Genomic DNA, 24,880 nt, shown 5'->3' on the forward strand with positions numbered 1-24,880 from the left:
GTCGATCACGCACGGAAGGTGAACAATGCCCACGTCGCTCGGCATCTCCGTCGGCGCCTCCGGCGTCGGCTCGGCCCTGCGCGTCGATGCTGCACACGCGCCCACAACGGAATTCCGCAGACTCGCCTCCGAGTCCCAGCCCGGGCGCGATCTCGGAGATCTCGTCTTCGACGCCGTCTCGCTCACGTCTCCTCGCGGAACCGCCCGCGGAGCCGACGGCCCCGACATCATCACGGTCGCATACCGCACCGAGGAGCAGGCGAACGAGATCCGCACGGCCGCCGAGCGGACGGGCCACATGGTCCGTCTCGTTCCGGAGACCACCGCCGCCCTCGAATACCTCTACACCGTGGGAGTCCGTCGCGAACCCGGCGCGATCGCGCTCGTGGACATCGGAGCCACCGGCACGACCGTCTCCGTCCTCGACCGCGAAACCGGCACCCTGCTGCGGTCCGCACGCACCGAGACCGTCGGCGGTGATGCCCTGACCGCACGTGTACTCGATCATGTCCGCAACGCCACCGAGCGGATGCGCACCCGGCGGCAGATCGACCCCGGCCTGCTGGCGGCCCGGTGCCAGGGTGCCCAGGAGGCCCTCTCCTCGGCGCCGACGACCCGCATCGACATCGCCGAGGCCGGTCCCGACGCGACGGTCACCCTCACCCGCGCGCAACTGGACGAACTGACGACCGATCTGGCCGACGAAGCGGCGGCGTTCACCCGGCGCATCTGCTCGAACACCGATCCGGTTCCCGAGACCATGGCCCTCATCGGAGGTGCGGCCGCGTCCCCCGTCCTCGCCGCGGCGATCTCGGCGGAGTTCGACGGCGAGATCGTCACCGTCCCCGAGCCGGGAGCGGCTGCCGCGATCGGTGCGGCACTGTCGGCCGATTCCCCGTCCTCGGTCGGATACACCGTGGTCGGTGCCCTGTCGCGCACCGGCAACCGATCCTCGGGTCGTGTCTCCGGTGCGGTCGCCGGGCTCCTGGTGCTCAGTGCGATCATGGCCGGCTTCGCCACCCAGCACTTCACCGAACGCGAGAGCAGCGACGCCCAGGTCTCGCCGCGTTTCACGAGCGGCGACGTCCCCACGCAGGAGGCCGGTCCCGGCGAGTCGGCCGTCCCGTCCCACGACCCGCCGCCCGAACCCGTGACGTCCCGGAGCACCCAGGACGCACCCGCGCCGACGACGGTTCCCTGGCCGTTGCCGACCGTCGAGCACACCGTTCCGTCGACCCAGGATCCGTGGCCCACCGCGCCCGAGTCGACGAGCACCACGGTGACGCCCACCCCGATCGATCAGGTGCCGACTCCCGGGTCGACAGCGGAGGAAGAGTCCGAGACGGACCGACCGCTCACATCGCCGGATTCCGAGACCGCACCGAGGCCCGATCCGGACTCCACGGCTCCGGACACGACCTCTCCGGACACCACGGCACCGGACACCACCGCTCCGGACACCACGGCACCGGACACCACCGCTCCCGACACCACCGAGCCGACGACACCGCCGGAGACGACGAGCCCTGCGCCCACCGATCCGGAGACGACCGAACCGAGCACCGGTGTGAGCCCGACACCCCCGTCGACCACATCGCCGACCGAGTCGCCGTCCGCATCGTCCACCGGTGCATATCCGACCGACGTGTCCTCGACGATCGCGTCCGTCACGGAGGAGAGCACGACCGTGCCGTCCACCGGACAGACCACGACGGGCGACGACACGACCACCGGAGAGACCACCACCGGCTCCGGGACCTCGGAGATCGCTCCCACCTAGGCAGCGCGCCCTCCTCGGGTGGCAGTCGGTCGGGAACGGTCAGGCCACGATCTGCGACACCGACACCGACAGGCCCGGATCCGTCGCAGCGCCCAGCGAGGACGGCTGCGCCCCCGCGGCGATGAGATGCGCGCCCAGCGACGCGATCATGACGCCGTTGTCGGTGCACAGCTTCGGTCGCGGCACACGCAGGGTGATACCTGCGGCAGCGCACCGTTCCTCGGCGAGTTCGCGGAGCCGGCTGTTGGCGGTCGCTCCGCCACCGAGGACGAGCGTGTCGACACCGAGATCCTGGGCGGCCCGCACGGCCTTCATGGTGAGCACGTCCGCCACCGCCTCCTGGAAACCCGCAGCGACATCGGCGACCGGCACCGGTTCGCCCGCACGTTCCTTCGCCTCGACGAAGCGGGCCACCGCGGTCTTGAGACCGGAGAACGAGAAGTCGTGACGCGCGTCGCGCGGACCGGTCATACCCCGCGGGAAGACGACCGCGGTGGGGTCGCCCTCCCGGGCCAGCCTGTCGACCTCGGGACCGCCCGGATAACCGAGTCCCAGAAGCCGCGCGACCTTGTCGAAGGCCTCACCCGCGGCGTCGTCGACGGTGGTGCCGAGTTCGACGATGGGCTTGCCGAGATGTTCGACGTGCAGCAGATGTGTGTGGCCACCGGAGACGAGCAGCGCCACGCAGGGCGGCATCGGTCCGTGCTCGAGGGTGTCGACCGCGACGTGGCCCGCGAGGTGGTTGATCGCGAAGAACGGCACGTTCCACGCTGCCGCGTAGGCCTTGGCGGCGGCGACACCGACGAGAAGTGCTCCCGCGAGGCCCGGCCCGATGGTCACGCACACCGCGTCCGGCTTCTCGATCCCGGCCTCGTCGAGGGCGCGCCGCATCGTCGGCACCATGGCCTCGAGGTGGGCGCGGGATGCGATCTCCGGCACCACACCGCCGAAGCGGGCATGCTCGTCCACGCTCGACGCGACGGCGTCGGCCATCAGCTCGAGGGTGCCGTCACCCACCCAGCGGACGATGCCGACACCGGTCTCGTCGCACGAGCTCTCGATGCCCATCACGACGGGGCGCTCGGGCAGCTCGAATCGGGGGCTGGTGGTGCTCACGCCGGTGACTCCTCTCGCGGGTCCGGACGACGCATCGTGTACGCGTCCGCGCCGCTCGGCTGGTAGTAACGCTTCCTGGTTCCGACGATCTCGAAGCCCTCGCGCCGGTACAGGGCGATCGCCGCGTCGTTGTCGGTGCGTACCTCGAGGAAGACCGGCCCGCCCCAGCGGTCGGCGACGGCCAGTAGCTCCCCCAACAGGACTCCGCCGATCCCCCGGCGGCGCGCCGCGAGGTCCACGCCGATGGTGTGCACCTCGGATTCGGGTTCGATGGCCGTACCGAGTCGCGCGAGTCCCGCGTAACCGATCAGCCGGCCCTGGGGGTCGCGCGCGGCGAAGTAGCGGTTGTGGGGCGAGGCCAGCTCCGAACGGAAGGCGTCGGCGCTCCACGGGTCGTCGCCGGGGAACAGGATCTGTTCCAGTTCGGCGCAGCGGGGTGCGTCCTCGGGGCGCAGTGCGTCGATGACGACCGCGTTCTCGGCGGCCGGATTCTCCGCGGCCGGATTCTCCTCGGGTGTGGCGTTCATGCTCGGCGGTTCGCGGTCTCCACCGCGTCGGGACGACGCAGGTACAGGGGCACGAGCGGCTCCGGTTCGGCGTCCGCGCACAGGGCGTCGGCGGCAACGGTCACCAGGCCCGCCGGGGACGGCGTCTGCACGTCCACCGCCGGAAGGTCGAACAGCGCGACGTGCGTCGGCGAGCCGGCCACCCGCACCGACGGCTCGGCGGGCACGTCGGCGGGCTTGCGCACCTCGGGTCCTTCGACGCGGCGGCCGCCGGAATAGCGTGCCCAGTAGACCTCGCGCCGACGGGCATCGGTGACGACGAGCAGATCGGCGTCCGTACCGTGTTCCCGGTGGACGTCCGCGGCGATCGCGTCGAGGCTGCACACACCGTGCACGGGGATGCCGAGAGCATCACCGAAGGCCGCAGCGGTGGCCATGCCGACGCGGAGACCCGTGAACGGGCCTGGTCCGATGCCGACGACGATCGCGTCGAGATCGGTGGGTGCGGCGCCGGCCTCGGCGAGACATTCGAGGATCTGCGGGGTGAGGACTTCGGCGTGCGCTCGCGGATTGTCGAGCACGCGCGCGGCGACCGTCTCGGGCCGGGGATCGTCCCGACCGCGGTCGAGACGGACGACTCCCGAGGTCACGGCGGGGGTGGCGGTATCGACGGCGAGCACGAGCACGATGTACCAGCCTACCCCGCACGACCTGCCCGGTCGGTGCGCAGTGACGGAAGCCACCGGCATGTGGGCTTCCGCTGGGTCAGCCGATCCACTCCCACGAGGCACGGCGGACGTCGGTGCCCGGGTCGCGCCGGAGCCGGACCCTCAGATGCCGTTCGGCGAGCTGTTCGACCAGGCCACCGCCCCATTCGACCACCACGACGGTGTCGGTCAGGTCGGTGTCGAGGTCGAGCGCGTCGAGTTCGTCGAGGGCGTCCGGGCCGTCGCCGAGACGGTAGGCATCGACATGGACGAGCCCGACCGGTTCGCGTCCCTCCGGACTACCGGGACGGTGTTCGCGGGCGATGACGAAGGTCGGGGAGGTCACGCGTCCCTCCACCCCGAGGCCGGCGGCTATCCCACGGGTCAACGCCGTCTTACCCGCGCCGAGCGGTCCGTCGAGCACGACGAGGTCGCCGGCCCGCAACTCGGCTGCAAGCCGCCGCCCGAACGCCTCGGTGTCCTCCACGGTCGGCAGTTCGATGGTCTGCTCCCCCACCTGTGGCCCACTCGATTGCGACTCACCCAATTGCGATCTGCCTTCCGTTCACTCCCTGCGTGAAACTCCGCTGGATCAGGCGATCGAGGGCACGGTCGACCACCTCGGGGAACTCCAGCTGCACGAGGTGCCCGGCACCGCGTACCCGCTTGAGTTCGACGTCGGGCAGTTCCTCCGCCAGCGCCTCGGAACTCGCGTACGGGATGACCATGTCGGCGTCGCCGGACAACACCAACACGGGCACGGTGCCCAGGACCGGAAGCGCCGCGGACTCGTCGTGCAGTTCGAGGGTGCGGAGGAAGTTGACGATGGTGAGCACCGACGTCTCGTCGAGCATTCGGTCGGACAACTTCACCAGGCGAGGGCTCACGACCGTACCGTAGGACGCCGCGCGCAGGATCGGGGTCACGACGGCACGGGCCGCGCCGCGCGCGAACTGCACGAATCCCGGTGCGGTACGCGCCGCGTACCGGAACGCGTCGATCACCGGGTTCTCGAGATTGCGTCCGATACCGGTCTTGCTCAGACCTGCTGCGGTGGTCGCGAGGAGACCGACCCCCACGATGCGTTCGCCGAACAGGTCGGGTCGCTGGGAAGCGAGGGCGATCGCGGTCATGCCGCCCATCGAGTGGCCCACGACCACCACCGGACCGGTGGGCGCGACCTCGTCGATCACCCGGCCCAGGTCGCGGCCGAGCTGCGCGATGGTGCACGTCGCGGCGCCGGAGAAACCGGATTCGCCGTGGCCACGCTGGTCGTAGAAGACGGCGCGCACGTCGCGTCCCCACTGTTCGCGCAGGTGCCGGTACTGCATGTGCCAGGCCTGCATGCGCAGGCAGTAGCCGTGGACGAACACGACGGTGAGCGGAGCCAGGGACGAGCCGCTCTCGCGGACCACGAGCGGAACACCGTCCTCGGTGGCCACGATGCGGCGCGGGAGCCGGAGGATCTCGTCGAAGTCCTCGTTCTGATAGATCTCGGGGGCGGGCGCGCCCGCGGTCCTGACCGCGTACAGTCCCGCCGACGATGCGAGCGTCGCGAGGCTCGCACCGAGGAGTCCCATCCTGTTCACGAGGGACATGACGTCACGCTCCCTTCGCTCCGACATAGGTCCGGACGGTCCGTCCGCCGATGCCGGTCACGATCTCGTAGTTGATCGTGTCCAGCTTGTCGGCCCAGTCCTGGGCGTTCGGCTCTCCGTGACGCCCGTCACCGAAGAACAACGCCTCGTCGCCCTCGCTTACTCCTGCACCGTCGGGGCCGAGGTCGACAACGACCTGATCCATGCACACGCGCCCGATCTGCGGGCACCGGCGCCCACCGAGCTGCACCTCGATGCGCCCGCTGAGATTGCGGCGGATCCCGTCCGCGTATCCCATGGGCAGCAGCGCCACCGTCGTATCCGCGGGAGCGGTCCAGGTGTGCCCGTAGGACACGCCGTCCCCCGCCTTCACCTTCTTCACCAGCACCACCCTCGCCCGCACGGTCATCACCGGCCGGAAGCCCAGATCTCCGAGTTCCGGGATCGGTGTCAATCCGTACATCGCAATTCCGGGCCGAACCATGTCGAATCGCAGGTCGGGACGGGTGACGGTGGCGGCGGAGTTCGACAGGTGCACCACTTCGGGAGCCAGCTGGTGCCGCCGCAGATCCGCGACGGCCTCGCTCAGCCGATCGCGCTGCTCGGCGTTACCCGGATGCTCGGGTTCGTCGCCGTGGGCGAGGTGCGAGAAGGCTCCGCGCACGCGCACGGCACCCTCGGCCTGTGCCCGGCCCAGGTCGCGCAGCATGTCGTCCCACTCGTCGACGGCGACACCGTTGCGGTTGAGACCGGTGTCGACCTTGACCGTGACGGTCGCGGTGACCCCGACCCGACGGGCCGCCTCGACGACGGCCGCGAGGTGCCGCGGCGAGGACAGGCCCAGTTCGACCCCGGCCTCGACGGCGGGAGCGAAATCGGAGTCGGCGGTGTGCAGCCACGACAGGATCGGAGCCTCGATACCCGCGGCACGGAGTGCGAGGGCCTCGCCGAGCGTCGTCACACCCAGTTCGCGGGCGCCTGCGGCGAGCGCTGCACGCGCGACCGGCACGGCCCCGTGGTTGTAGGCGTCGGCCTTGACGACGGCCATGACCGCAGCCGGACCCGCGTACTCCCGGAGCGCTCGTACGTTTTCCGCCACGGCATCGAGATCGATGACGGCTTCGGCTTGGGGAAGGACGGTACGTGCAGGTCGCGGGGTGCGTTGGGTCGTGGTCACATCTGTCGATCCTGCCACTGTGCCGTCGGACGCCGACGTCGTGTCCCCGTGTGCCACGTCACGATTCGGCAATGTGGGTGCGCAGCAGACGAATCGAGTCGCCGAGTCGCGAGAGGATCGCGCTCGCCGAGATCGGCGCCGCTCCGGGGGACTCCGGGTCCTGCGCGGCCAGGTTCGCGGCGAGCGCGTGGGCCCGTGCACCGGCCGCCGCGGCCAGGTCCACCGGCATGCCCGACGAAAGCAGCGACCCGATGACACCGGCCAGCACGTCCCCGGCACCCGCGGTCGACGCCCACGACCCGCCCGCATCGTTGACGAAGACGTGCCCGTCGGGCCGTGCCACGAGAGTCGCGCGCCCCTTGAGCAGCACGTGCACACCCCAGTCGGCGGCGAGGGAACGTACCGCCGCGACCCGGTCCGGTTCGGGGCGGTTCCCGGTCAGGCGTGCGAACTCGCCGGCGTGCGGGGTGAGCAGGGTGGGCGCGGACCGGCCCCGCACGAGACCGGGTTCCCGGGCGAGGAGCGTGAGCCCGTCGGCGTCGACGAGCACCGGCAGGTCGGTGGCGAGGATGTCGCGCAGGTTCGCGCAGGCCTCGTCGTCGGTACCGGCACCCGGCCCCACGGCCCAGGCCTGCACCCGCCCGGTCTCGGCCACCGAGGGCGACACGACGACCTCGGGGAACCGCGCGAGCACCTCGGAGGCACCCGACCCGGCGTAGCGCACCATGCCGGAGGTCGCGGCGACCGCCGCTCCCGTGCACAGCACACCCGCCCCCGGATACCGGGCGCTGCCGGCACGGATACCCACCACACCCTGGGAGTACTTGTCGTCCTCGGCGCCGGGCACCGGCCAGATCGCACCGATCTCGGACGGTTCCGCCGCGACCAGCCCGGCCTCCGGGAGTGTGAGTCCGATGTCGACGAGTTCGACACGGCCGCAGCGCGCGGCGGCGAGCGCATGGACCGGTTTGTAGGCGCCGAAGGTGACGGTCACCGCGGCCGTGATCGCAGGTCCGTCGACGGCACCGGTATCGGGATCGACACCGCTCGGGATGTCGACGGCGATGATCGGCGCGGTGATCTCGTCCACGACCGCGGCCGCTGCCGGTCGCAGCGGGCCGCGTCCGGAGATGCCGACGATGCCGTCGAGCACGAGGTCCGGGTCGCCGACGTGCTCGGGAGTCGCCGAAAGGATCCGTCCGCCGGCCTTCCGCAGTGCCCGCAGACCCGCCGGGTGCGCCCGATCGGGGGCGAACAGCAGCGCGGTGACGGACACGCCACGGCGACGCAGGAAGGCTCCCGCCCACAGCGCATCGCCGCCGTTGTCGCCGGACCCGACGAGCAGACTCACCCGCCGACCGGCGATCCCACCGGTGCGTTCGCGCAGTTCGGAAGCCACGACCCGCGCGAGTCCGTAGGACGCGCGCCGCATGAGCGCCCCCTCGGGGAGAGACTCCAGCAGCGGCGCCTCCGCCGCACGGACCACGTCGGACGGGTGAAAACTGCGCATCGTCCCTCCTGCACCGGCGGGTGGGCCGCTATTCGACGGTGACCGACTTCGCGAGGTTGCGGGGCTTGTCGACGTCGTAACCGCGGGCCTGCGCGACCTCCGCGGCGAAGACCTGCAACGGCACCGTCGACAACAGCGGCTGCAGCAGCGACGCCGACGACGGGATCTCGACGAGGTGATCGGCGAACGGCCGGACCGTCTCGTCGCCCTCCTCGGCGATGACGACGGTGACGGCTCCGCGGGCCTGGATCTCCCGGATGTTGCTGAGCAGCTTGCTGTGCAGCACGGCGCGGCCCTTCGGCGACGGCATCACGACGATGACGGGCAGCCCGTCCTCGATCAGCGCGATCGGGCCGTGCTTGAGCTCACCGGCGGCGAAGCCCTCGGCGTGCATGTACGCCAGTTCCTTGAGCTTGAGCGCCCCTTCGAGCGCGACCGGGTAGCCCACGTGCCGGCCCAGGAACAGCACGGCCGGCGAGGCCGACAGCTCACGCGCCAGCGCCCGCACCGGCTCCATGCCGGTCAGCAACTCGGCGATCTTCTCCGGCATCGCCGCCAGGTCCTGGTACTCGCGGGCCACCTCGTCGGGATACTTCGTGCCGCGCGCCTGCGCCAGCGCCAGACCCACGAGGTAGTTCGCGGCCATCTGCGCCAGGAACGCCTTCGTCGACGCCACACCGATCTCCGGGCCGGTGCGGGTGTAGAGCACCGCGTCGGCCTCCCGCGGGATCTGCGCGCCGTTGGTGTTGCACACCGCCAGCACCCGCGCCTTCTGATCCTTGGCGTGCCGGACCGCTTCGAGGGTGTCGGCGGTCTCCCCGGACTGCGAGATCGCCACGACCAGCGTGGACCGATCGAGCACCGGATCGCGGTAGCGGAACTCCGAGGCCAGTTCGACCTCGACGGGCAGGCGGGTCCAGTGCTCGATCGCGTACTTGGCGACCAGGCCCGAGTGGTACGAACTACCGCAGGCGACGACGAAGACCTTGTCGATGTCGCGCAGTTCCTGATCGGACAGGCGCTGCTCGTCGAGCACGATGCACCCGTCGACGAAGTGACCGCGCAGGGTGTCGGCGACCGCGGCCGGCTGCTCCTCGATCTCCTTGAGCATGAAGTAGTCGTGGCCGCCCTTCTCGGCGGCGGCGAGATCCCAGTCGATGGTGAACGGACGCGTCGCCACGTCGGTGTTGCCGTCGAAGTCGGTGACCTCGTAGGAGTTGTTCGTGATCACCACGACCTGGTCCTGACCGAGCTCGACCGCCTGGCGGGTGAACTCGATGAACGCCGCGACGTCCGAGGCGATGAACATCTCGCCGTCGCCGACCCCGACGACCAGCGGCGTCGACCGGCGCGCGGCGACGATCGTGCCCGGATGATCGGCGTGCGCGAAGACCAGCGTGAACGCACCCTGCAGCCGGCGCAGCACACTGCGGGCGCTGTCGACGAAGTTGCCCGCCGTCGGGCCCTCGGCGTAGGCGCGGGCTACCAGGTGCACCGCGACCTCGGTGTCGGTGTCGCTGGCCAGCTCCACGCCCGACTTCTCGAGCTCCTCACGCAGCGGCGCGAAGTTCTCGATGATGCCGTTGTGCACCACTGCGACCTTGCCGGTCGCGTCGCGATGCGGGTGCGCATTGCGGTCGGTGGGACGACCGTGGGTGGCCCACCGGGTATGCCCCATCCCCGCGGTACCGGCGAAGTGCTCCTCGCCGATCTCGGCGAGCTCGGCCTCCAGATTGACCAGCCGCCCCGCCTTCCGCTCGACGGCCAGACCACCCTTGCCGTCGAGGATGGCGATTCCCGCCGAGTCGTAACCCCGGTACTCCATCCGCCGCAGCGCTTCCACCACGACGTCGAGAGCACGACGGTGCCCGACATAGCCCACGATTCCGCACATGCCTAGCAGGGTACTGGTCGACCCCCGTCCGGGAACAACACACCGGTGAGCCCGTACACCTGCATCGGGGCACGCCGTCCGGTACGCACCGACCCCGGCGGGCAGCGCCATCCGCTAACGTTCAGGCCGTGGCGGCGAACCCCAAGAAACTGGCTCAGGAACTCTCCCGGCGCGGCCCGCACTCGGTGCTGCGCGGCGACCTGGCGCTCGCCGGTCAGCCGGGTGTCGTGTACACCCCCGCGGAAGGCTTCGACCTGCCCGCGATCGCGTTCGGGCACGGCTGGCTCACCGGGGTCACGAAGTACACGAAGCTCTTCGAGCACCTCGCGTCCTGGGGAATCGTGGTGGGCGCCCCCAACACCGAGCGCGGACCGGTGCCGTCGGCGATCGGCTTGTCGACCGACCTGCTCACCACCCTCGACATCTGCACCGGCGTGCGTCTCGGCACCGGGCGGATCAGTGTCCATCCGTCGAAGCTCGCGCTGGTGGGCCACGGCTCGGGCGCCGGAGCGGCGGTGCTCGCCGCAGCGAGGCGTGAGGTGGCGGCCGTCGCCGCGCTCTACCCCTCGCCCGTCTCCCCTGCCGCCTCCGACGCCGCGGGCCGCGTGCGGGCACCGGGCCTCGTCCTCGTCGGTGAGAAGAGCATCGGGTCGATGACCAGCGATGCCGTCGCGGTCGCCCGGGGCTGGGGCAGCGACGACGTGCAGTTGCGGGTCGTCGACAAGGCGAACGACGAAGGACTCGTCGAGGGGCGCCGCCTGCTCGGCGCTCTCGGCGTCGGTGGTGCGGAGCGTCGCACCCAGGAACGCACTCGTGCGCTGCTCACCGGCTTCCTGCTGCACCGTCTCACGGGCGACAAGACGTACGCGATCTTCTCCGACCTCACCACGGAGCTGCCCGGCTCCACGGTGATCTCCGACCCCGACGTCGTCGATCGTGATCTCGGCACGCAGGTCAACCTGCTCCTCGGGCGCTGACGGACCTCCGTTCCGTCGTTCGCGTCACAGCGGCCCGGCTTCCGCGAGCACGACTCCCGTATCACCCTCGTCGTTCTCGTTCTGCCGACGGTCGTCCTCGAGCGGTCCGGAGGCATGTTCGCGTCTGCGTTCGCCCGGGCGGATCCCGGGAACCGTCAGCAGTGCACCTTGATTCGGCGGGTCGCTCGGTCCGTGCTGCATCGACCCGTCGTCGACGACGGGAGCCACCGTCCCGGTACCGGACGCGCCCCCGGCCGCCCCGGCACCCTCGGCGACGCGTTCGGTGGTCGTCGCCAGGTCGGTGACACTGCCGGCGATCCGGCGGCCGGCCTCCTCACACGCCCCGAGCACCACGTCGACGGCGTCCCGGACCGCCGGGACCAGACGTTCCTCGACCCATCTCCGACAGTCGGCGGCAGGGTCGGCCACGTCGCCACCGGGCGGGTCGCCCACGTCGCAACCGGGCGGGTCGCCGAACCAGCGGGCATGCTCCTCCGGGCTCGGTCCGTGCGGGCTCCCGCTCGCTCCGGCGACGATCGTGTCGATCTCGTCCCTCGTGCGACCGTCGACGGTGCCTTCCGCGAGATCCCCGACGACGCGGGCCTTCTCACGCAAGGCCGCGGCGATCGCGGTGGCGGCCGACTCCAGAGCGACCGCGAGATCGGTGAGCGACGAACACAGCGCCACTCCGGCACGGACGGTGGCCGTCAGCTCCGCGCGAGCCCGGTCGGCGGCGGATCCGTCCCACGACTCGTCGAGTTGCAGCAGGAGACGACGCTGTTCGTCGGTCCGACGACCGAGGGAGGTCGCCAGCGAGCGCGTCGTGGCGGCGTCGTCGGCGAGGGCGGGCAACGCGAGGGTTCGTTCCTCGTCGTAACGTGCCCGGACGTCCGCGACGCAACAGCCGGACTCGAGCCCGAGAGCATGCAGGGACTGCACGAGGTCGGTCAGACGGGCCAGGCCGGGCGCTCCTGCATCGAGGATGTCGCCTGCGCTCTCGGGAGGGGTCCTCACGGCTGCCGGGTCCCTGCGTCGCCGAACCCGACGCTGTCGAGTTCGGCGCCGGTCACAGCGGTGACGGCGATGCCGGTCGCGTCGTCCTGGTGGCGGTAGGTGTCCGCCGCGGCGCGCAGCGCATCGGCATGCGCCTGCACGGTCGCCGCCCAGGTCTCGCATGCAGCACGCATCCTGCGACAGCCGGTCTCGACGCGGACGCCGGCCGCCCGGTGCGTCGATCCGGCACCGGAGCCGTCGAAGACGAGACCGCCGAAGCCGCGACGGATCTCGTCGTCGGCGTCCTCGGCGACCTCCGCGAGTCGTGCCGCGACGGCGCGCACCGCCTCGCCGTCGAACCTGATCGTGCCGTGCTGTGTCGCCGCGCTCTGCTGCTGTGTGTCCATGTCCGCCCTTCGCCCACCGAACCCTCTCGAAGAGTTAGGACGCAGCGCAGGGCGATCCGGTTCCACCGCAGCGGGACTACCCGTGGAATGCGGCTACGAGGAGCCGGTGACCGCGCAGATCAGACGGCGGCGACGACTCCCGCGAGACGGTCGGCGACTGCCCGGGCGTGATCGTCGTCGGCGGCTTCGACCATGACGCGCACGAGCTGTTCGGTACCCGACGGACGCAGCAGCACCCGGCCGGTCTCGCCGAGTTCGCGCTCGGCCTCCGCGACCGCAGCCGCCACCGCAGGATCGTTCGCGACGGCGACCTTGTCGTGGACCCGCACGTTCACGAGAACCTGCGGGAGCGACGTCATCACCGAGGCGAGCTTCGCGAGCGGCAGGCCCGTAGTGGCGATCCGCTCCATCAGGCGCAGACCCGTGAGCACGCCGTCGCCGGTCGTGCCGTGCGCGGGCAGGACGATGTGACCGGACTGCTCACCGCCGAGGCCGTAGCCACCGCGGCGGAGCTCCTCGAGCACGTAGCGGTCGCCCACACCGACGGTGCGCACCTGGATTCCCGCCGCGCGCATCGCGAGATGCAGACCGAGATTGCTCATCACCGTGGCGACGAGCGTGTCGTCGGGAAGTTCGCCGGCTTCGTGCATGCCGAGGGCGAGGATCGCCATGATCGCGTCGCCGTCGACCACCGTGCCGGTCGCGTCGACGGCGAGGCAGCGGTCGGCGTCGCCGTCGTGCGCGAGACCGAGGTCGGCGCCGTGCTCGAGCACGGCCTGCTGCAGCACGGACAGGTGCGTGGATCCGCAGCCGTCGTTGATGTTCAGTCCGTCGGGTTCGGCGTTGATCGCGATGACCGTCGCACCTGCGGCCGCGTAGGCGGCCGGGCCGGCCTGTGAGGCGGCGCCGTGCGCGCAGTCGACCACCACGGTCGTACCGGTGAGCGGCTTGTGCACGGCCGTCGCGAGATGCGCGAGGTAACGGTCGAGGGCGTCGGACACGACGCGTACCCGGCCGATGGCCGAGCCGGTGGGGCGTGCAGCGCTCTCGGCGTCGCCGTGCAGCACCGCTTCGATCCGGTCCTCGACCTCGTCGTCGAGTTTGTGCCCGCCGGCCGCGAAGATCTTGATGCCGTTGTCGGGCATGGGATTGTGCGACGCGGAGATCATCACGCCGAGGTCGGCGCCGTAGTCACCCGTGAGGTACGCGACCGCGGGCGTGGGCAGCACGCCCACCGAGACCACGTCGACTCCGGCTGCGGTGAGTCCGGCCGTGACGGCCGCCTCGAGCATCTCGCCGCTCGCGCGTGGATCTCGACCCACGACCGCGACCGGTCGCCGGTCGGCACCCTGAGGGGCCAGGACCGCTGCTGCAGCGCCTGCCAGACGTACTGCCAGCTCCAATGTGAGCTCGGCGTTGGCCAAGCCCCGGACTCCGTCGGTGCCGAACAACCGACCCATGTACACAGCCTCCCAGTCGTGTGCGGCCCCCGCCGCGGATGTCGATAGAGGTCAGAATGCACGAAAGCAGGCGCCGGTAGGAGATGTCTACCGACGCCTGCTCTCGTGGTGGAACAGGTGCCGACTCTGACGAAATCAGCGTCGGCGGCACATCAGCGCTTGGAGTACTGCGATGCCTTACGGGCCTTCTTCAGGCCGTACTTCTTGCGCTCGACGGCACGCGGGTCACGCGTGAGGAAGCCGGCACGCTTGAGCGCGGGGCGATCCTCGGGAGTGACCTCGGTGAGTGCACGCGCGATGGCGAGACGCAGCGCGCCGGCCTGGCCGGACGGGCCGCCGCCGTGCAGGCGTGCGTGGATGTCGAACGACTCGGTGCGCTCGACCGTCACCAGGGGCGACTTCACGAGCTGCTGGTGCACCTTGTTCGGGAAGTAGTCCTCGATGGTGCGGCCGTTGAGGGTGAAGTTGCCGGTGCCGGGCACGAGGCGGACGCGGACGACGGCCTCCTTACGGCGACCGACGGTCTGGACCGGACGGTCGAACACGATCGGGGCAGCAGGTGCCTCGACGACGTCCTCGACGTACTCGTCTGCAGCGACCTCGACGTTCTCGACGTACTCTTCGGGGTTCACGTTCTGTTCCTCGGGCGTCGTCACTGTGCCACCTGCTTGATCTCGAACGGCACCGGCTGCTGCGCGGCGTGGGGGTGGTTCGGGCCCGCGTAGACCTTCAGCTTCTTCGCGATGGCGCGACCGAGCTTGTTCTTCGGGAGCATGCCGGTGACGGCCTTCTCCACGAGGCGGTCGGGGTTCTTCTCGAGAACCTCGCCGACGGAACGAGCCCGCAGACCGCCCGGGTGACCGGAGTGGCTGTAGAGGAACTTGTCGGTCCGCTTGTTGCCGGAGACGGCAACCTTGTCGGCGTTGATGATGACGACGAAGTCACCACCGTCGACGTGCGGCGCGAATGTGGGCTTGTGCTTGCCGCGGAGCAGGTTTGCCGCCTGCACCGCGAGGCGGCCGAGCACCACGTCGGTGGCGTCGATGACGTGCCACTGATGGGTCACGTCGCCGGCCTTCGGTGTGTACGTAGACACAGATCTTCCTCGTCTATCGTTTCGCTGCTGGCCTGCATGCCGACGGTTGCCACGCCCGGCGGCCAGTTGGGACCCGGGAGAGGTTTTCGTCGCGCCACAGGGCACGACGACGTGCGACACGCCGAGGGGACACTCTACCGGGCGGACGCGGGGCCGGTCAAAGCGCCGCAGCAGCCCCGACCCGGCACACCCCCGGCCGCAACGCTCCGGAAGCAGCAGCACGTCCCGGCGGCCTCTCCACCACCGGGACGTGACAGCGCCGGATCGGTCCGGATCCGGCGGACCCGGATCAGCCCGGGAAACGCTGCTGGTTCAGTCGCTCGACCTCCTGCATGTTGTCGTTACCGGTCGAGACCACCCGACCGATGTCGTGCAGCACCTGGATGAGACCGGCCTCGGCCTCGTTCCAGCGGGCCTGCGTGGCGGCGTACCGCTCCTGCGCCCCGCTGTCCCAGGTGGCGATGAGGGGCGCGACCTGCCCCTCGATGCGGTCGAGCGTCGCCTCGATCGCCTTCTGACCGGACACGAGCTGGGCGTGCAGGTCGGCGACGCCGGCGAAGTTCTGATAGATCTCGGACACGGATCGTTCTCCTTGTTCTCGAATGTGTGCCGGAGGGGCTGTGTGCCGGAGGAACCGGGATCAGGTGAACGAGCCGTTGAGCACCGAACCGCCGTCGGGGTCGATCGCCGACAGGGACTGTGCCTGCTGGTCCTCGGCCGCGGCGTACGACCGTCCGCTGGTGCGCACGGCCTCGGCCAGTTCGTCCAGGGCGTTCGACAGCTTGGTGTGGTTGACGTTCCAGCGCTCCATGATTCCGGCGAACTGTTCCGCCGAGCGGCTCCGCCAGACCGACGGCGCGGACTGCACCACGCCCGTCAGTCGACCGAGGATCGCGTCGAGTTCGGCGCGGGAGTCCTGGAGTTGTCCCGCGACGACCTCCATGGTCGCCACATCGGTGGTGAGGTGATTCGAATTGCCGGTCGGTTGGGTCAACGGCGTACTCCTTCGCTTGTGCGTGGGTCGTCCGGCTCGGCGTCGAGCCGGTCCTGGCTCCTACATGTGGTTGGACGCACCCGATCCGGTATCGGTTCCACCCCTTCCGAAATTCGTGGACCTTCTTTCCTCACCCGACCCGGAGGGTGTGGACGGCCTGCTCGCATTCGCTGCGGATACGAGTCCATTCCTCCTCGAGGTACTGGCATCCCACCGACACCTGGAGGCCGCGCCCGGTCGGCGTCGCCGACGAGGGGAAGATCAGGACCGACCACCGCACCACCGAGTAGTCGTCGGGAACCTCGGTGTACGCCACGACCTTGCGGTCGGCGAAGGTCGTGTCGGTGTCGAGGTCGCGGATGACCGGTGCACGTTCGGCGGCCCGTTCCGCCAACGCGGCGGCGACCGAGTGCTCGTCGGTCCCGCCGGGGAGATCGCGGTACACGACCAGGATCCGACGATCGGTTCCGCCGACCGGTACGAGTTCCGCGCGACCCGTGGGCACGGTCGCGGGGTCGCGGACACGCCAGCCGTCCGGCAGGTCGAGGTGCAGTGGGCCGGCGTCGATCCGCGTCGACGGGGACGGACCGGTGTCGGCGGCCGGCTCGGACTCATCAACGTCGGTCGGCGTCTCCTCAGCAGCAACGACTTCCGGCGGATCCGGGGCCTCCGCATCTCCGCCTTCTCCGGCGAGAAGCGGCCACAGGAAGATCGCTGCGGCGAGCAGGGATGGAATCACCGCACCGGCGACGACCAGCGTGCGCACCGCGCCGGCCCGTCCGGCACGAGGGGGATCCGGGCGTGCGCGCACCTCGCTCAGCCATGGCAGTGTCCTGTCGGGTCCGTCGGTCGTCGACGCGACGGCCGGAGCCCTCGAGGTCGGTCCGATTCCGGCCGGTGGCGTTGGAGGACCGGTCACCGCGACGAGCATCTCCGAGGCCGCGACGGGCACGACCCGCCGACCCGCACCCACGAGATCTGCCACGAGGGCGAACGATTCGACACCGGACGGTTCGCCCGGCGCTCCGGTCACCACCACGACCTCCGGCCCGGCCCCGCCGCACACCGAGGTCAGCAGGTTCTCGAGTCGCGTCGCAGCGTCCGGAGAGTGCACCGACAGGCCCGGATCACGCGCGAGTCGTTCGACGGTCGGCCCGTCGGGTCCGGGCGGACCGATGCTCACGGCGGTGGTTCCCCCGGCGGCGAATTCGAGTACCGCACACCGCTCGTGCGGCGCAGGATCGGCGGCGCGCGCGGCGGCCACCGCGACCGGGAGCAGGATCGTATCGCCCGCGACCTGCCGCACAGCGGTCCGGAAGAGATCACGGCGCCGCTCGTTCCACCAGGTGGGGTGTATCGCGCACGCCAGCCCGCCGGTGTCCGGTGCACCCACGGTCGCTGCTGCGTAGGAGACGAGTCCGCTCAGCAGTTCTCCGAGTTCGGTTTCCCCTCCGACCGCGGCCGCATCCACGAGTTCCGTGACATCCACGACCCTTCCGAGGCCGACGGGATCCGACTCCTCCACCGCTGCCGCTCCGTACACCCGCCGGTCACCGAGATCCGCTGCGAGAGCAGGCACACTGCGCGTCGTTCCGGGCCACCCGATGTGGACGGACCCGGGCGTCAACGTGAACGCGACCGCGGCGACCGTCTCGTCCCGGACCGCCATCACACCTCCGGCACCCAGGCGGTCTGGACGAGCGCCGTGCCGTCGCGTCGTACGAGCGTGCCGCGACCCGGCGGCATCGGCGACGGACGGACCGCGCCGACGAGCGCTCCCTCGTCGCGGCTACCGCTCATGATCAGACCCGGAGTCGACAACTCCCGCAGACGTCCGAGGATCGGTTCGTACATCGCGCGTCCGGCACCACCCGAACGACGCGCGACCACCAGGTGCAGGCCGATGTCGCGTCCCTGCGGAAGGTAGTCGAGCAACGGCAGCAGCGGGTTCTGGCCCGAGGTGGCGACCATGTCGTAGTCGTCGATCACCACGAACACCTCGGGTCCGGTCCACCACGATCGATCGCGCAGCTGTTGTTGCGTCGTGTCGGGGCCCGGCAGCCGACGTTCGAAGATGCCGGCGAGTTCGCGGACCATGGCCGCGAGGACCGTCGCCGACGGCGCGTATCCCCCGAGATGGTCGCCGCCGACGACGCCGAGCATCGTGCGGCGGTAGTCGCCGACGATGATCCTGGTCTGCGCGCCTCTGCCGGCCTCGACCAGTCCGCGGCACAGTCCTCGCAGCAGATTGGTCTTGCCGCACTCCGAGTCGCCGAAGATCAGCAGGTGCGGATGGTCGGTGAAATCCACCGATACGGGCGCGAGCTCGGATTCGTCGATGCCGATCGGGACGGAGAGCCGGGCCGTCGGGGACGCCTCGGCCGGCGGCGGCCACCCCCTCGGCAGCGCTGCGAGGAGGTCGGGTCGGTCGATGCGTTCGGGCAGCATGCGCACCGGCGGCGCCGAACGCCCCGGGGTGGCCGCACGGACGGCCTCGACCGCCGCTGCGACGCCACTCGCGAGATCGGCCGGATCGGAGCTTCCGTCCACTCGGGGCAGCGCCCCCAGGATGTGCAGGCCGTCGCGGTCGATACCGCGTCCCGGTCGCCCTTCCGGCACCGTCGCCGCTCTCTTGCGGCCGTACTCGGAGTCGGACGGGTCGCCGAGACGGAGTTCGAGCCGTGTACCCAACAGGTCGCGCATGGCGGGCCTGACGTCACCCCAGCGCGGGGCGCTGAGCACCACGTGGATGCCGTAGGACAGGCCCTGGGCGGCCAGGATCCCGATCGTCTGTTCCAGCGCCTCGAAGTCCTGCCGGATGCTGGGCCAGCCGTCGACGACGAGGAAGACGTCGCCGAACGGATCGTCGGCGGCCGGTGCGATCGCGTCGGCGCGCATCCGCCGCAGCTGGGCCATGGACTCGATGCCGTTGTCGGCGAAGGACCGTTCGCGGCGACGCAGCAGCGACATCATCTCCGCGACCGTGCGGCGCACCCGGTCGGTGTCGTGTCGTCCCGCGACGGAACCGACGTGTGGCAGGCCTGCCAGACCGGACAGGGTGCCACCGCCGAAATCGAGACCGTAGAACTGCACCTGCTCGGCGGTGTGTGTGAGGGCCATCGACAGGACGAGGCTGCGCAGCAGTGTGGACTTCCCGGACTGCGGGCCGCCGACCACCACGACGTTGCCGGCCGACCCCGACAGGTCGACCACCAGCGGATCGCGGCGTTGTTCGAACGGCCGGTCGACGACACCGACGACGCAGCGCAGGGTCGCGTGACGCGGCACGTCGCCGGTGAGCACCGACCTGGGCAGCAGCATATCGAGCGACGGGGATGCGTCGAGCGGAGGAAGCCACACCTCGTGCGCTGGTGTTCCGTGCCCCCGGATCCGGTCGACGACCACGTCGAGCACGCTCCGTCCGTCGCCGACGGGAAGAACCGGGAGCGGCTCCGTGACCGGGGCGGGCGGACCGGCATCGACCGGCACCGCCCGCGCGGTGAAGAGCCGGGGCCGGGACGTGCCGGCCGGCACCGCCGACCGGGCGCGCCGGGTGGGGCGGCCGGGCTCGTACGGTCCCGAGACGTACGCCGCAGAGAACCGCTGGATGTCGGCGGAATCGGTCCGCAGATATCCGGCGCCGGGTGTCGACGGCAGGTGGTAGGCGTCGGGAACACCGAGGACGCTCCGCGATTCGTTGGCGGAGAAGGTCTTCAGACCGATGCGGTAGGACAGGTGGCTGTCGAGGCCGCGGAGGCGCCCCTCGTCGAGTCGTTGGCTGGCGAGCAACAGGTGCATGTGCAGCGACCGGCCCAGACGTCCGATCGCCGCGAAGAGGTCGGCGAATTCGGGCTGTTGCGAGAGCAGTTCGGAGAACTCGTCGACCACGATGAACAGCGCAGGCAGCGGGTCGAGAGGTGTACCCGCCGCCCTGGCCTTCTCGTAGTCCCCGACGTTGGCGAAGTTGCCCGCGGTCCGGAGCAGTTCCTGCCGTCGGTTCATCTCGCCTTCGAGGGCGTCCTTCATGCGGTCGACCATCGCGATCTCGTCGGCGAGGTTGGTGATCACCGCCGCGACGTGCGCGAGCCGCTCGAGACCGAGGAAGGTCGCACCACCCTTGAAGTCCACGAGGACCAGGTTGAGCGCCTCCGGTGGGTGCGTCGCCACGAGACCGAGGACCAGCGTCCGCAGGAATTCACTCTTCCCCGAACCGGTTGCGCCGATGCACAATCCGTGCGGTCCCATCCCGTTCTCGGCAGCCTCCTTGAGGTCGAGCTCGACGGGCGCACCGTCGATGCCGACACCGATCGGTACCCGCAGGCGGTCGCGTCCGCGGCGCGGCACCCACGCCTGGGCGGGGTCGAAACGGGCCACGTCCCCGAGTCCCAGCAGCTCCTGCCAACTCGACGGCCGCTCGTCACCGGCGCTCTCGTCCACCGCCCCGCTCACCACCCGGTACGGCGCGAGCCGCCTGGCCAGCGTCTGTGCCTGCGGTGTCCCGATGCCGTCGGCCTCGGCGAAGATGTCGACGTCGGTGCCGGTGGCGACCCCGACCCCTCCGTCCTCGACCACCAGGCGCAGGCCACGCGTCGCGCTGAGTCGTGTGGCGTAACCCGAGAGATCGAGCACGGTCACCGCGTCGAGACCGTCGTCGAGCACGCCCGAACCCGATCCCGTGACCCCGCCGTCGACGACCACGACGAGGTGCACGACACCTTCGCCGGCCGGGGTGTTCCGGACGAATCTGCTGCGACCGGCGAGGACCGCCGCGAGATCGGTCTCGAGTTCGAACAGCGAACCGAACACGGTGCGTGCACTGCCCGCACCGTCGCGCAGGACCGGGTTCTGCGCGTGCGGCAGCCACTTGATCCATTCCCATTCCGCGGCGGTGTCGGGACCGCACACGACGGCGACCTGCAGCGTGTCGGGACCGTGGAAGGTGCACGCCTGCGCGAGCATCGCCCGCGCGAGCGAGCGCGCTGCGCCGCGATCGCCCTCGATGCCGATCGCGGCGAAACCCCGCAGCGACACGGCCGTGGGCAGCGCCTGCACCACCGAGTGCGCGCGCACGAACCTGCGCAGCGACAGGGCGGCGACGGGTTCGAGATCCTCGACCGGTCCGGTGTCGGGAGGCACGAGCCGGGTCGCGAGTCGCTGCCCGCCGCGCCCCACCCTGAGGTGACCGAAATCGGGATCGCTGCCCCGCCGCTCCCACATCCGGACGGTGCCGGCGAGGGTCCACAGCAGGGCCGGGTCGGGATGTGACCATTCGAGCGCCCGACGCTGTTCGTGTGCCGTCTCTGTGACCTCGCGCCGGAGTTGGTCGAGATAGCGCAGGTAGTCCTTGCGGTCCTCGTTCGCCTCGGCGGTCTTCGTTCCCCCGCTGCGACCACCGTTGGCGAGCATGCCCACCAGGGACACGACCATCATGAGCGGGAAGATCATCGCCATGGGGCTGCGTGCGGCGCCGGTGGTGAACATCAGCGCGACCATCCCGATCATCGCCGCGACCATCACGAGCGGGAGCAGCCTGGTCACCAGATTTCCGGGTGTGGCCCGGGGGATGTCCGGTGGCGGTTGGACACTCACCTCCCCGCCGGGAGCGCGCGGCGCCTCCCGCCGTGCTCTGCGCACGAAACGCACGGTACTCACTTCGCCACCCCCCGGGACGCCGTCGGCCGCCCCCTACGGCCCCACGGTCGTGGAAGACTAACCCATGGCGGTGACCTTCCGTGCTCCTGCTCGCATCTCGGTCCCCCGACGGGCAACTCGGGCAGGACATTTGTCGGGACGATGTCGTATGGTCTGCGTCGTTCGGACTGCAGTGACGGGGGGAACCGAGGCCGATGACATCTGTGCGTGCGCGATCCGAGACCCCGGGGCAGGTGGGAGCCCCGGATCTGTGCCGGATCACCGTGCTCGCCCGCCACACCGAGGTCGATCTCGCGCTGCCCCTCGATGTTCCGGTGGCGTTGCTGCTCCCGGGGATCGTGGATCTCGTCGCCGGTCACCGGCCCGACAACGACTTCGACGCGACACCCGAACGCACGGAGCCCGACGGCTGGGCGCTCGCCCGGATCGGCCGGGCCCCGCTGTCCGGGGCACTGAGCCTCGACGAGCACGGTGTCCGCGACGGGGAGATCCTCGTCCTGGAGGATGCCGGATCCCCCGCTCCTCCACCGTTGTTCGACGACGTCATGTACAGCGTCGCGGCGTCGGACCGGACCATGACGCCGTGGGGTGCGGGCCCGTCGGGTCTCATCGTGGCCGTCCTGGGTCCGGTCGCCCTCGCTGCGGGCTGCGTACCGGTGCTGTTCCTGCCCGACGGTGCGAGTCGTCTCGCCCTCGGAGCCGTGTGTGCCGCGCTGTCTCTCCTGGTGCTGCTCGCCGCAGGCATCCTCGCCCGGCTGCACGACGATCGGCGGACCGCCACCGCACTGTTGTGGTGCATCTTCCCGCTCGCATCGACGGCCGGTGCGCTGCTCGTTCCCGGCGACTCGCCGGCGCCGCGTCTCGTCCTCGCGGCGGCTCTGACCGGCGCGGTCGCGGTGCTCGCCGTGCGTGTCACCCGCATCGGCCTCGCACCGTGCACGGCGGTCGCCGCGACCGCCGCGGGTGTCGTCGTGACGGCCTCCCTCGCATCGACCACCGATCTCGACGCGCGTGCGCTCGGAGCCGGAACGGTCGTGGCGGCGCTGCTGCTCGCCGGCACGGCACCGCGTCTCGCGGCGATGCTCGCCAAACTCCCCATCCCCCCGGTGCCCGCTCCGGGCGCTCCGCTCGAACCGGAGAGCACCGACAGCAGCAGCGTGTCCGGTCTGCCGTCACCGGCGGAGCTCGAAGACCGAGCCGACCGGGCACGCAGCGCGCTGACCGGGATCGTCCATGCCGTCGTCGTCCTCACGGCGGGTGGGGCGTGGTGCGCCGCATACCCGTGGGACGGAGAGGTGTTCGTCCCCGCGGTGGCACTGGCCGTCGCGTCGGCCGTGGTCCTCGTCTTCCGAGGCCGCACCTACACCGCGACCGCGCAGGCGGCTCCCCTCGTGGCGGGTGGCGCGGTACTGTTGCTCGGGCTGCTCGTCGGCGCGGCAGCGAGCGGTGCGTTGCCACCGTGGGCGGTGTTCGCATCCGCTACGGGTCTCACGTGTGCCGGTTTCCTCTTCGGTGTGGTCGCGCCGCGACGGACGTTCACCCCGGTACAACGCCGGATCGCCGAAATCGCGGAGTACGCAACCATCGCCACCGTCGTGCCGTTGGCCTGCTGGGTCGCCGGTGTGTACGCAGCGATCCGCGGACTGTGACGGTGCGGCTGTCACACCGGTTCGCGGTCCTGGCCCTCGCTGCCCTGGTAGCGACCACCACGCCGGGTCTCGCGACGGCCGCGCCGCCGGTACCCGATCCGGCGCAACTGCCCGCCGGCGCGACGCCAGCACCTCCCGAGGCCACCGAGATGCGGGTGCTGTGCGCGGAACTGCCGGATGCTCCGGACGGGCCACAGATCCCTCGGGCACAACGCATCCTCGACTTCGCGTCCGTGTGGCCGATCACCCGGGGAGCGGGGCAGGTGGTCGCTGTCATCGACACCGGGGTCCATCCGCATCCGCGGTTGCCGGCCCCGAGGCCGGGTGGTGACTACGTGTCCACGGGCGACGGCACCGAGGACTGCGACGCGCACGGCACGCTCGTCGCCGGCCTGATCGCGGCGCGACCGACACCCGGGTCGGGTTTCGCCGGTGGCGCACCCGACGTCGGGATCATCGCCATCCGCCAGTCCAGTGGCCATTTCTCCGATCGCTCCCGGTCGGACGACGATGCCGCGCGCAACGCCTCCGGATACGGCGACGTACGGACCCTCGCCGCGGCCGTCCGGCAGGCGGTGGATCTCGGCGCCACCGTCGTCAACATCTCCGAGGTCGCTTGTCGGACGGTCGCCGAAGGCCTCGTCGACGGTCCACTGGGCGCGGCGGTGCAGTACGCGACGGATGTGCACGACGCGGTCGTCGTCGCGGCGGCCGGCAACACCGACACCTGCCGCGAAGGCAATCCGCGCTCGGTGGATCCGGCCGATCCCGGTGCGGATCCGTGGGATTCGGTCGTCACCCTGGCATCACCGGCCTGGTACGACGAGTACGTCCTCACCGTCGGTGCGGTCGAGGACGACGGCACGCCGGCCGAGTACAGCCTGCCCGGGCCGTGGGTCGACGTCGCCGCTCCCGGGAGTGGGCTCGTCTCGCTCAATCCCGGCACCGACGGTCTGGCCGACCTGATCCCCGGACCCCAGGGCGGCAGGCCGGTATCCGGGACGAGTTTCGCGGCGCCGCTCGTCGCGGCGACGGTCGCGCTGGTGCGCTCGCGGCATCCGCAGTTGTCCGCCCGGGAGGTGATGGCGCGCATCGAGAACACCGCCCACTCACCCGCGGAAGGATGGAATCCGCGGGTGGGGCACGGGGTCGTCGATCCGCTCGCCGCGGTCACCGCGCCGCTACCGGCCGAGCGCGCGGAGCCGGTGCCGGCGGTTGCCGTCGCCGAGCCGACTCCTCCCCCGGTACCGGATCATCGGCCGCGCGCCATCGCACTGATCTCGGCTGCAACCGTGATCGCCGCGACCGCCCTCGTTCTCGTCCTCACCGCACCGGCACGACGACTCGCCCGATCACGGACCTGA

21 protein-coding genes are annotated in these 24,880 nt (G+C 70.9%); 4 read left to right on the plus strand and 17 right to left on the minus strand.

Annotated elements, in window-relative coordinates; genetic code table 11:
- The first annotated feature begins 25 nt into the window (after positions 1-25).
- Positions 26-1,780: an Hsp70 family protein gene (locus LPH33_RS17470; RefSeq protein WP_229565265.1), complete on the plus strand. Its 1,755-nt coding sequence runs from the start codon at positions 26-28 to the stop codon at positions 1,778-1,780.
- Between the two features lie 39 nt (positions 1,781-1,819).
- On the opposite strand, the gene tsaD is transcribed toward LPH33_RS17470, so the two are convergent.
- The 8 genes from tsaD to glmS all read right to left on the minus strand — a co-directional run bounded on the left by tsaD (position 1,820) and on the right by glmS (position 10,288).
- Positions 1,820-2,848 carry a tRNA (adenosine(37)-N6)-threonylcarbamoyltransferase complex transferase subunit TsaD gene (tsaD, locus tag LPH33_RS17475; RefSeq protein ID WP_088897727.1) on the minus strand — a complete coding sequence of 343 codons (1,029 nt, stop codon included), beginning with the start codon at positions 2,846-2,848 and terminating at the stop codon, positions 1,820-1,822.
- A gap of 44 nt (positions 2,849-2,892) precedes the next feature.
- Complete coding sequence (gene rimI, locus LPH33_RS17480) at positions 2,893-3,423, minus strand: ribosomal protein S18-alanine N-acetyltransferase (protein WP_229565267.1); 531 nt, start codon at positions 3,421-3,423, stop codon at positions 2,893-2,895.
- Positions 3,420-4,088, minus strand: coding sequence for a tRNA (adenosine(37)-N6)-threonylcarbamoyltransferase complex dimerization subunit type 1 TsaB (tsaB, locus tag LPH33_RS17485; RefSeq protein WP_106199146.1), 669 nt, complete (start codon positions 4,086-4,088; stop codon positions 3,420-3,422). Before tsaB ends, rimI begins: the two co-directional genes overlap by 4 nt.
- 79 nt (positions 4,089-4,167) lie before the next feature.
- Positions 4,168-4,626, minus strand: coding sequence for a tRNA (adenosine(37)-N6)-threonylcarbamoyltransferase complex ATPase subunit type 1 TsaE (tsaE, locus tag LPH33_RS17490; RefSeq protein WP_088897626.1), 459 nt, complete (start codon positions 4,624-4,626; stop codon positions 4,168-4,170).
- Between the two features lie 22 nt (positions 4,627-4,648).
- Positions 4,649-5,707 carry an alpha/beta fold hydrolase gene (locus tag LPH33_RS17495; RefSeq protein WP_016690938.1) on the minus strand — a complete coding sequence of 353 codons (1,059 nt, stop codon included), beginning with the start codon at positions 5,705-5,707 and terminating at the stop codon, positions 4,649-4,651.
- Between the two features lie 4 nt (positions 5,708-5,711).
- Positions 5,712-6,884: an alanine racemase gene (gene alr, locus LPH33_RS17500; RefSeq protein ID WP_229565269.1), complete on the minus strand. Its 1,173-nt coding sequence runs from the start codon at positions 6,882-6,884 to the stop codon at positions 5,712-5,714.
- 58 nt (positions 6,885-6,942) lie between these two features.
- Positions 6,943-8,394 carry an NAD(P)H-hydrate dehydratase gene (locus LPH33_RS17505; protein ID WP_088897624.1) on the minus strand — a complete coding sequence of 484 codons (1,452 nt, stop codon included), beginning with the start codon at positions 8,392-8,394 and terminating at the stop codon, positions 6,943-6,945.
- 28 nt (positions 8,395-8,422) lie between these two features.
- Positions 8,423-10,288, minus strand: a complete 1,866-nt coding sequence (gene glmS, locus LPH33_RS17510; RefSeq protein ID WP_229565270.1) for a glutamine--fructose-6-phosphate transaminase (isomerizing) — start codon at positions 10,286-10,288, stop codon at positions 8,423-8,425.
- Between the two features lie 128 nt (positions 10,289-10,416).
- Here glmS and LPH33_RS17515 point away from each other — a divergent pair, with 128 nt between their 5' ends.
- A complete protein-coding gene (locus LPH33_RS17515; RefSeq protein WP_016690935.1) occupies positions 10,417-11,265 on the plus strand; it encodes a hypothetical protein in 849 nt (282 codons plus the stop codon).
- Between the two features lie 24 nt (positions 11,266-11,289).
- Here the strand turns inward: LPH33_RS17515 and LPH33_RS17520 are convergent, their stop codons facing one another.
- The 9 genes from LPH33_RS17520 to eccCa form a co-directional block, all read right to left on the minus strand.
- Positions 11,290-12,279, minus strand: a complete 990-nt coding sequence (locus LPH33_RS17520) for a hypothetical protein (protein WP_088897621.1) — start codon at positions 12,277-12,279, stop codon at positions 11,290-11,292.
- Positions 12,276-12,665, minus strand: a complete 390-nt coding sequence (locus LPH33_RS17525) for a hypothetical protein (protein WP_088897620.1) — start codon at positions 12,663-12,665, stop codon at positions 12,276-12,278. Before LPH33_RS17525 ends, LPH33_RS17520 begins: the two co-directional genes overlap by 4 nt.
- A gap of 119 nt (positions 12,666-12,784) precedes the next feature.
- Complete coding sequence (gene glmM, locus LPH33_RS17530; protein ID WP_160874400.1) at positions 12,785-14,125, minus strand: phosphoglucosamine mutase; 1,341 nt, start codon at positions 14,123-14,125, stop codon at positions 12,785-12,787.
- A 152-nt stretch (positions 14,126-14,277) separates the two neighbouring features.
- On the minus strand, positions 14,278-14,781 hold the full coding sequence (gene rpsI, locus LPH33_RS17535) for a 30S ribosomal protein S9 (protein ID WP_006550056.1): 504 nt from the start codon (positions 14,779-14,781) through the stop codon (positions 14,278-14,280).
- Positions 14,778-15,221: a 50S ribosomal protein L13 gene (gene rplM, locus LPH33_RS17540; RefSeq protein ID WP_006550055.1), complete on the minus strand. Its 444-nt coding sequence runs from the start codon at positions 15,219-15,221 to the stop codon at positions 14,778-14,780. The genes rpsI and rplM overlap by 4 nt, the downstream gene beginning before the upstream one ends.
- A 289-nt stretch (positions 15,222-15,510) precedes the next feature.
- The gene (locus LPH33_RS17545) at positions 15,511-15,801 is read right to left on the minus strand and encodes a WXG100 family type VII secretion target (protein ID WP_016690931.1); all 291 of its coding nucleotides are present in this window, start codon (positions 15,799-15,801) and stop codon (positions 15,511-15,513) included.
- A gap of 60 nt (positions 15,802-15,861) precedes the next feature.
- Positions 15,862-16,215, minus strand: a complete 354-nt coding sequence (locus LPH33_RS17550) for a WXG100 family type VII secretion target (RefSeq protein ID WP_229565273.1) — start codon at positions 16,213-16,215, stop codon at positions 15,862-15,864.
- A gap of 130 nt (positions 16,216-16,345) precedes the next feature.
- Positions 16,346-17,884 carry a type VII secretion-associated protein gene (locus tag LPH33_RS17555; protein WP_229565275.1) on the minus strand — a complete coding sequence of 513 codons (1,539 nt, stop codon included), beginning with the start codon at positions 17,882-17,884 and terminating at the stop codon, positions 16,346-16,348.
- Positions 17,884-21,867: a type VII secretion protein EccCa gene (gene eccCa, locus LPH33_RS17560; RefSeq protein WP_229565277.1), complete on the minus strand. Its 3,984-nt coding sequence runs from the start codon at positions 21,865-21,867 to the stop codon at positions 17,884-17,886. The genes LPH33_RS17555 and eccCa overlap by 1 nt, the downstream gene beginning before the upstream one ends.
- A 194-nt stretch (positions 21,868-22,061) precedes the next feature.
- Between eccCa and eccD the strand changes: the two genes are divergently transcribed.
- Complete coding sequence (eccD, locus tag LPH33_RS17565) at positions 22,062-23,516, plus strand: type VII secretion integral membrane protein EccD (protein ID WP_229565279.1); 1,455 nt, start codon at positions 22,062-22,064, stop codon at positions 23,514-23,516.
- Entirely contained in the window at positions 23,513-24,880 is a 1,368-nt protein-coding gene (gene mycP / locus LPH33_RS17570) for a type VII secretion-associated serine protease mycosin (protein WP_229565281.1), read from the plus strand. The genes eccD and mycP overlap by 4 nt, the downstream gene beginning before the upstream one ends.

Origin of the sequence: Rhodococcus sp. RDE2 (assembly GCF_020885655.1) — a bacterium.
Taxonomy (GTDB): domain Bacteria; phylum Actinomycetota; class Actinomycetes; order Mycobacteriales; family Mycobacteriaceae; genus Rhodococcus; species Rhodococcus pyridinivorans.

Bases quoted from the DNA above. Each gene is read 5' to 3' on its own strand.
- glmM (WP_160874400.1), bottom strand. From the start codon at position 14,125: ATGGGTCGGTTGTTCGGCACCGACGGAGTCCGGGGCTTGGCCAACGCC.
- LPH33_RS17470 (WP_229565265.1), top strand. From the start codon at position 26: ATGCCCACGTCGCTCGGCATCTCCGTCGGCGCCTCCGGCGTCGGCTCG.
- LPH33_RS17555 (WP_229565275.1), bottom strand. From the start codon at position 17,884: ATGGCGGTCCGGGACGAGACGGTCGCCGCGGTCGCGTTCACGTTGACG.
- rimI (WP_229565267.1), bottom strand. From the start codon at position 3,423: ATGAACGCCACACCCGAGGAGAATCCGGCCGCGGAGAATCCGGCCGCC.
- LPH33_RS17495 (WP_016690938.1), bottom strand. From the start codon at position 5,707: ATGTCCCTCGTGAACAGGATGGGACTCCTCGGTGCGAGCCTCGCGACG.
- tsaD (WP_088897727.1), bottom strand. From the start codon at position 2,848: ATGGGCATCGAGAGCTCGTGCGACGAGACCGGTGTCGGCATCGTCCGC.
- eccD (WP_229565279.1), top strand. From the start codon at position 22,062: ATGACATCTGTGCGTGCGCGATCCGAGACCCCGGGGCAGGTGGGAGCC.
- glmS (WP_229565270.1), bottom strand. From the start codon at position 10,288: ATGTGCGGAATCGTGGGCTATGTCGGGCACCGTCGTGCTCTCGACGTC.
- LPH33_RS17525 (WP_088897620.1), bottom strand. From the start codon at position 12,665: ATGGACACACAGCAGCAGAGCGCGGCGACACAGCACGGCACGATCAGG.
- LPH33_RS17505 (WP_088897624.1), bottom strand. From the start codon at position 8,394: ATGCGCAGTTTTCACCCGTCCGACGTGGTCCGTGCGGCGGAGGCGCCG.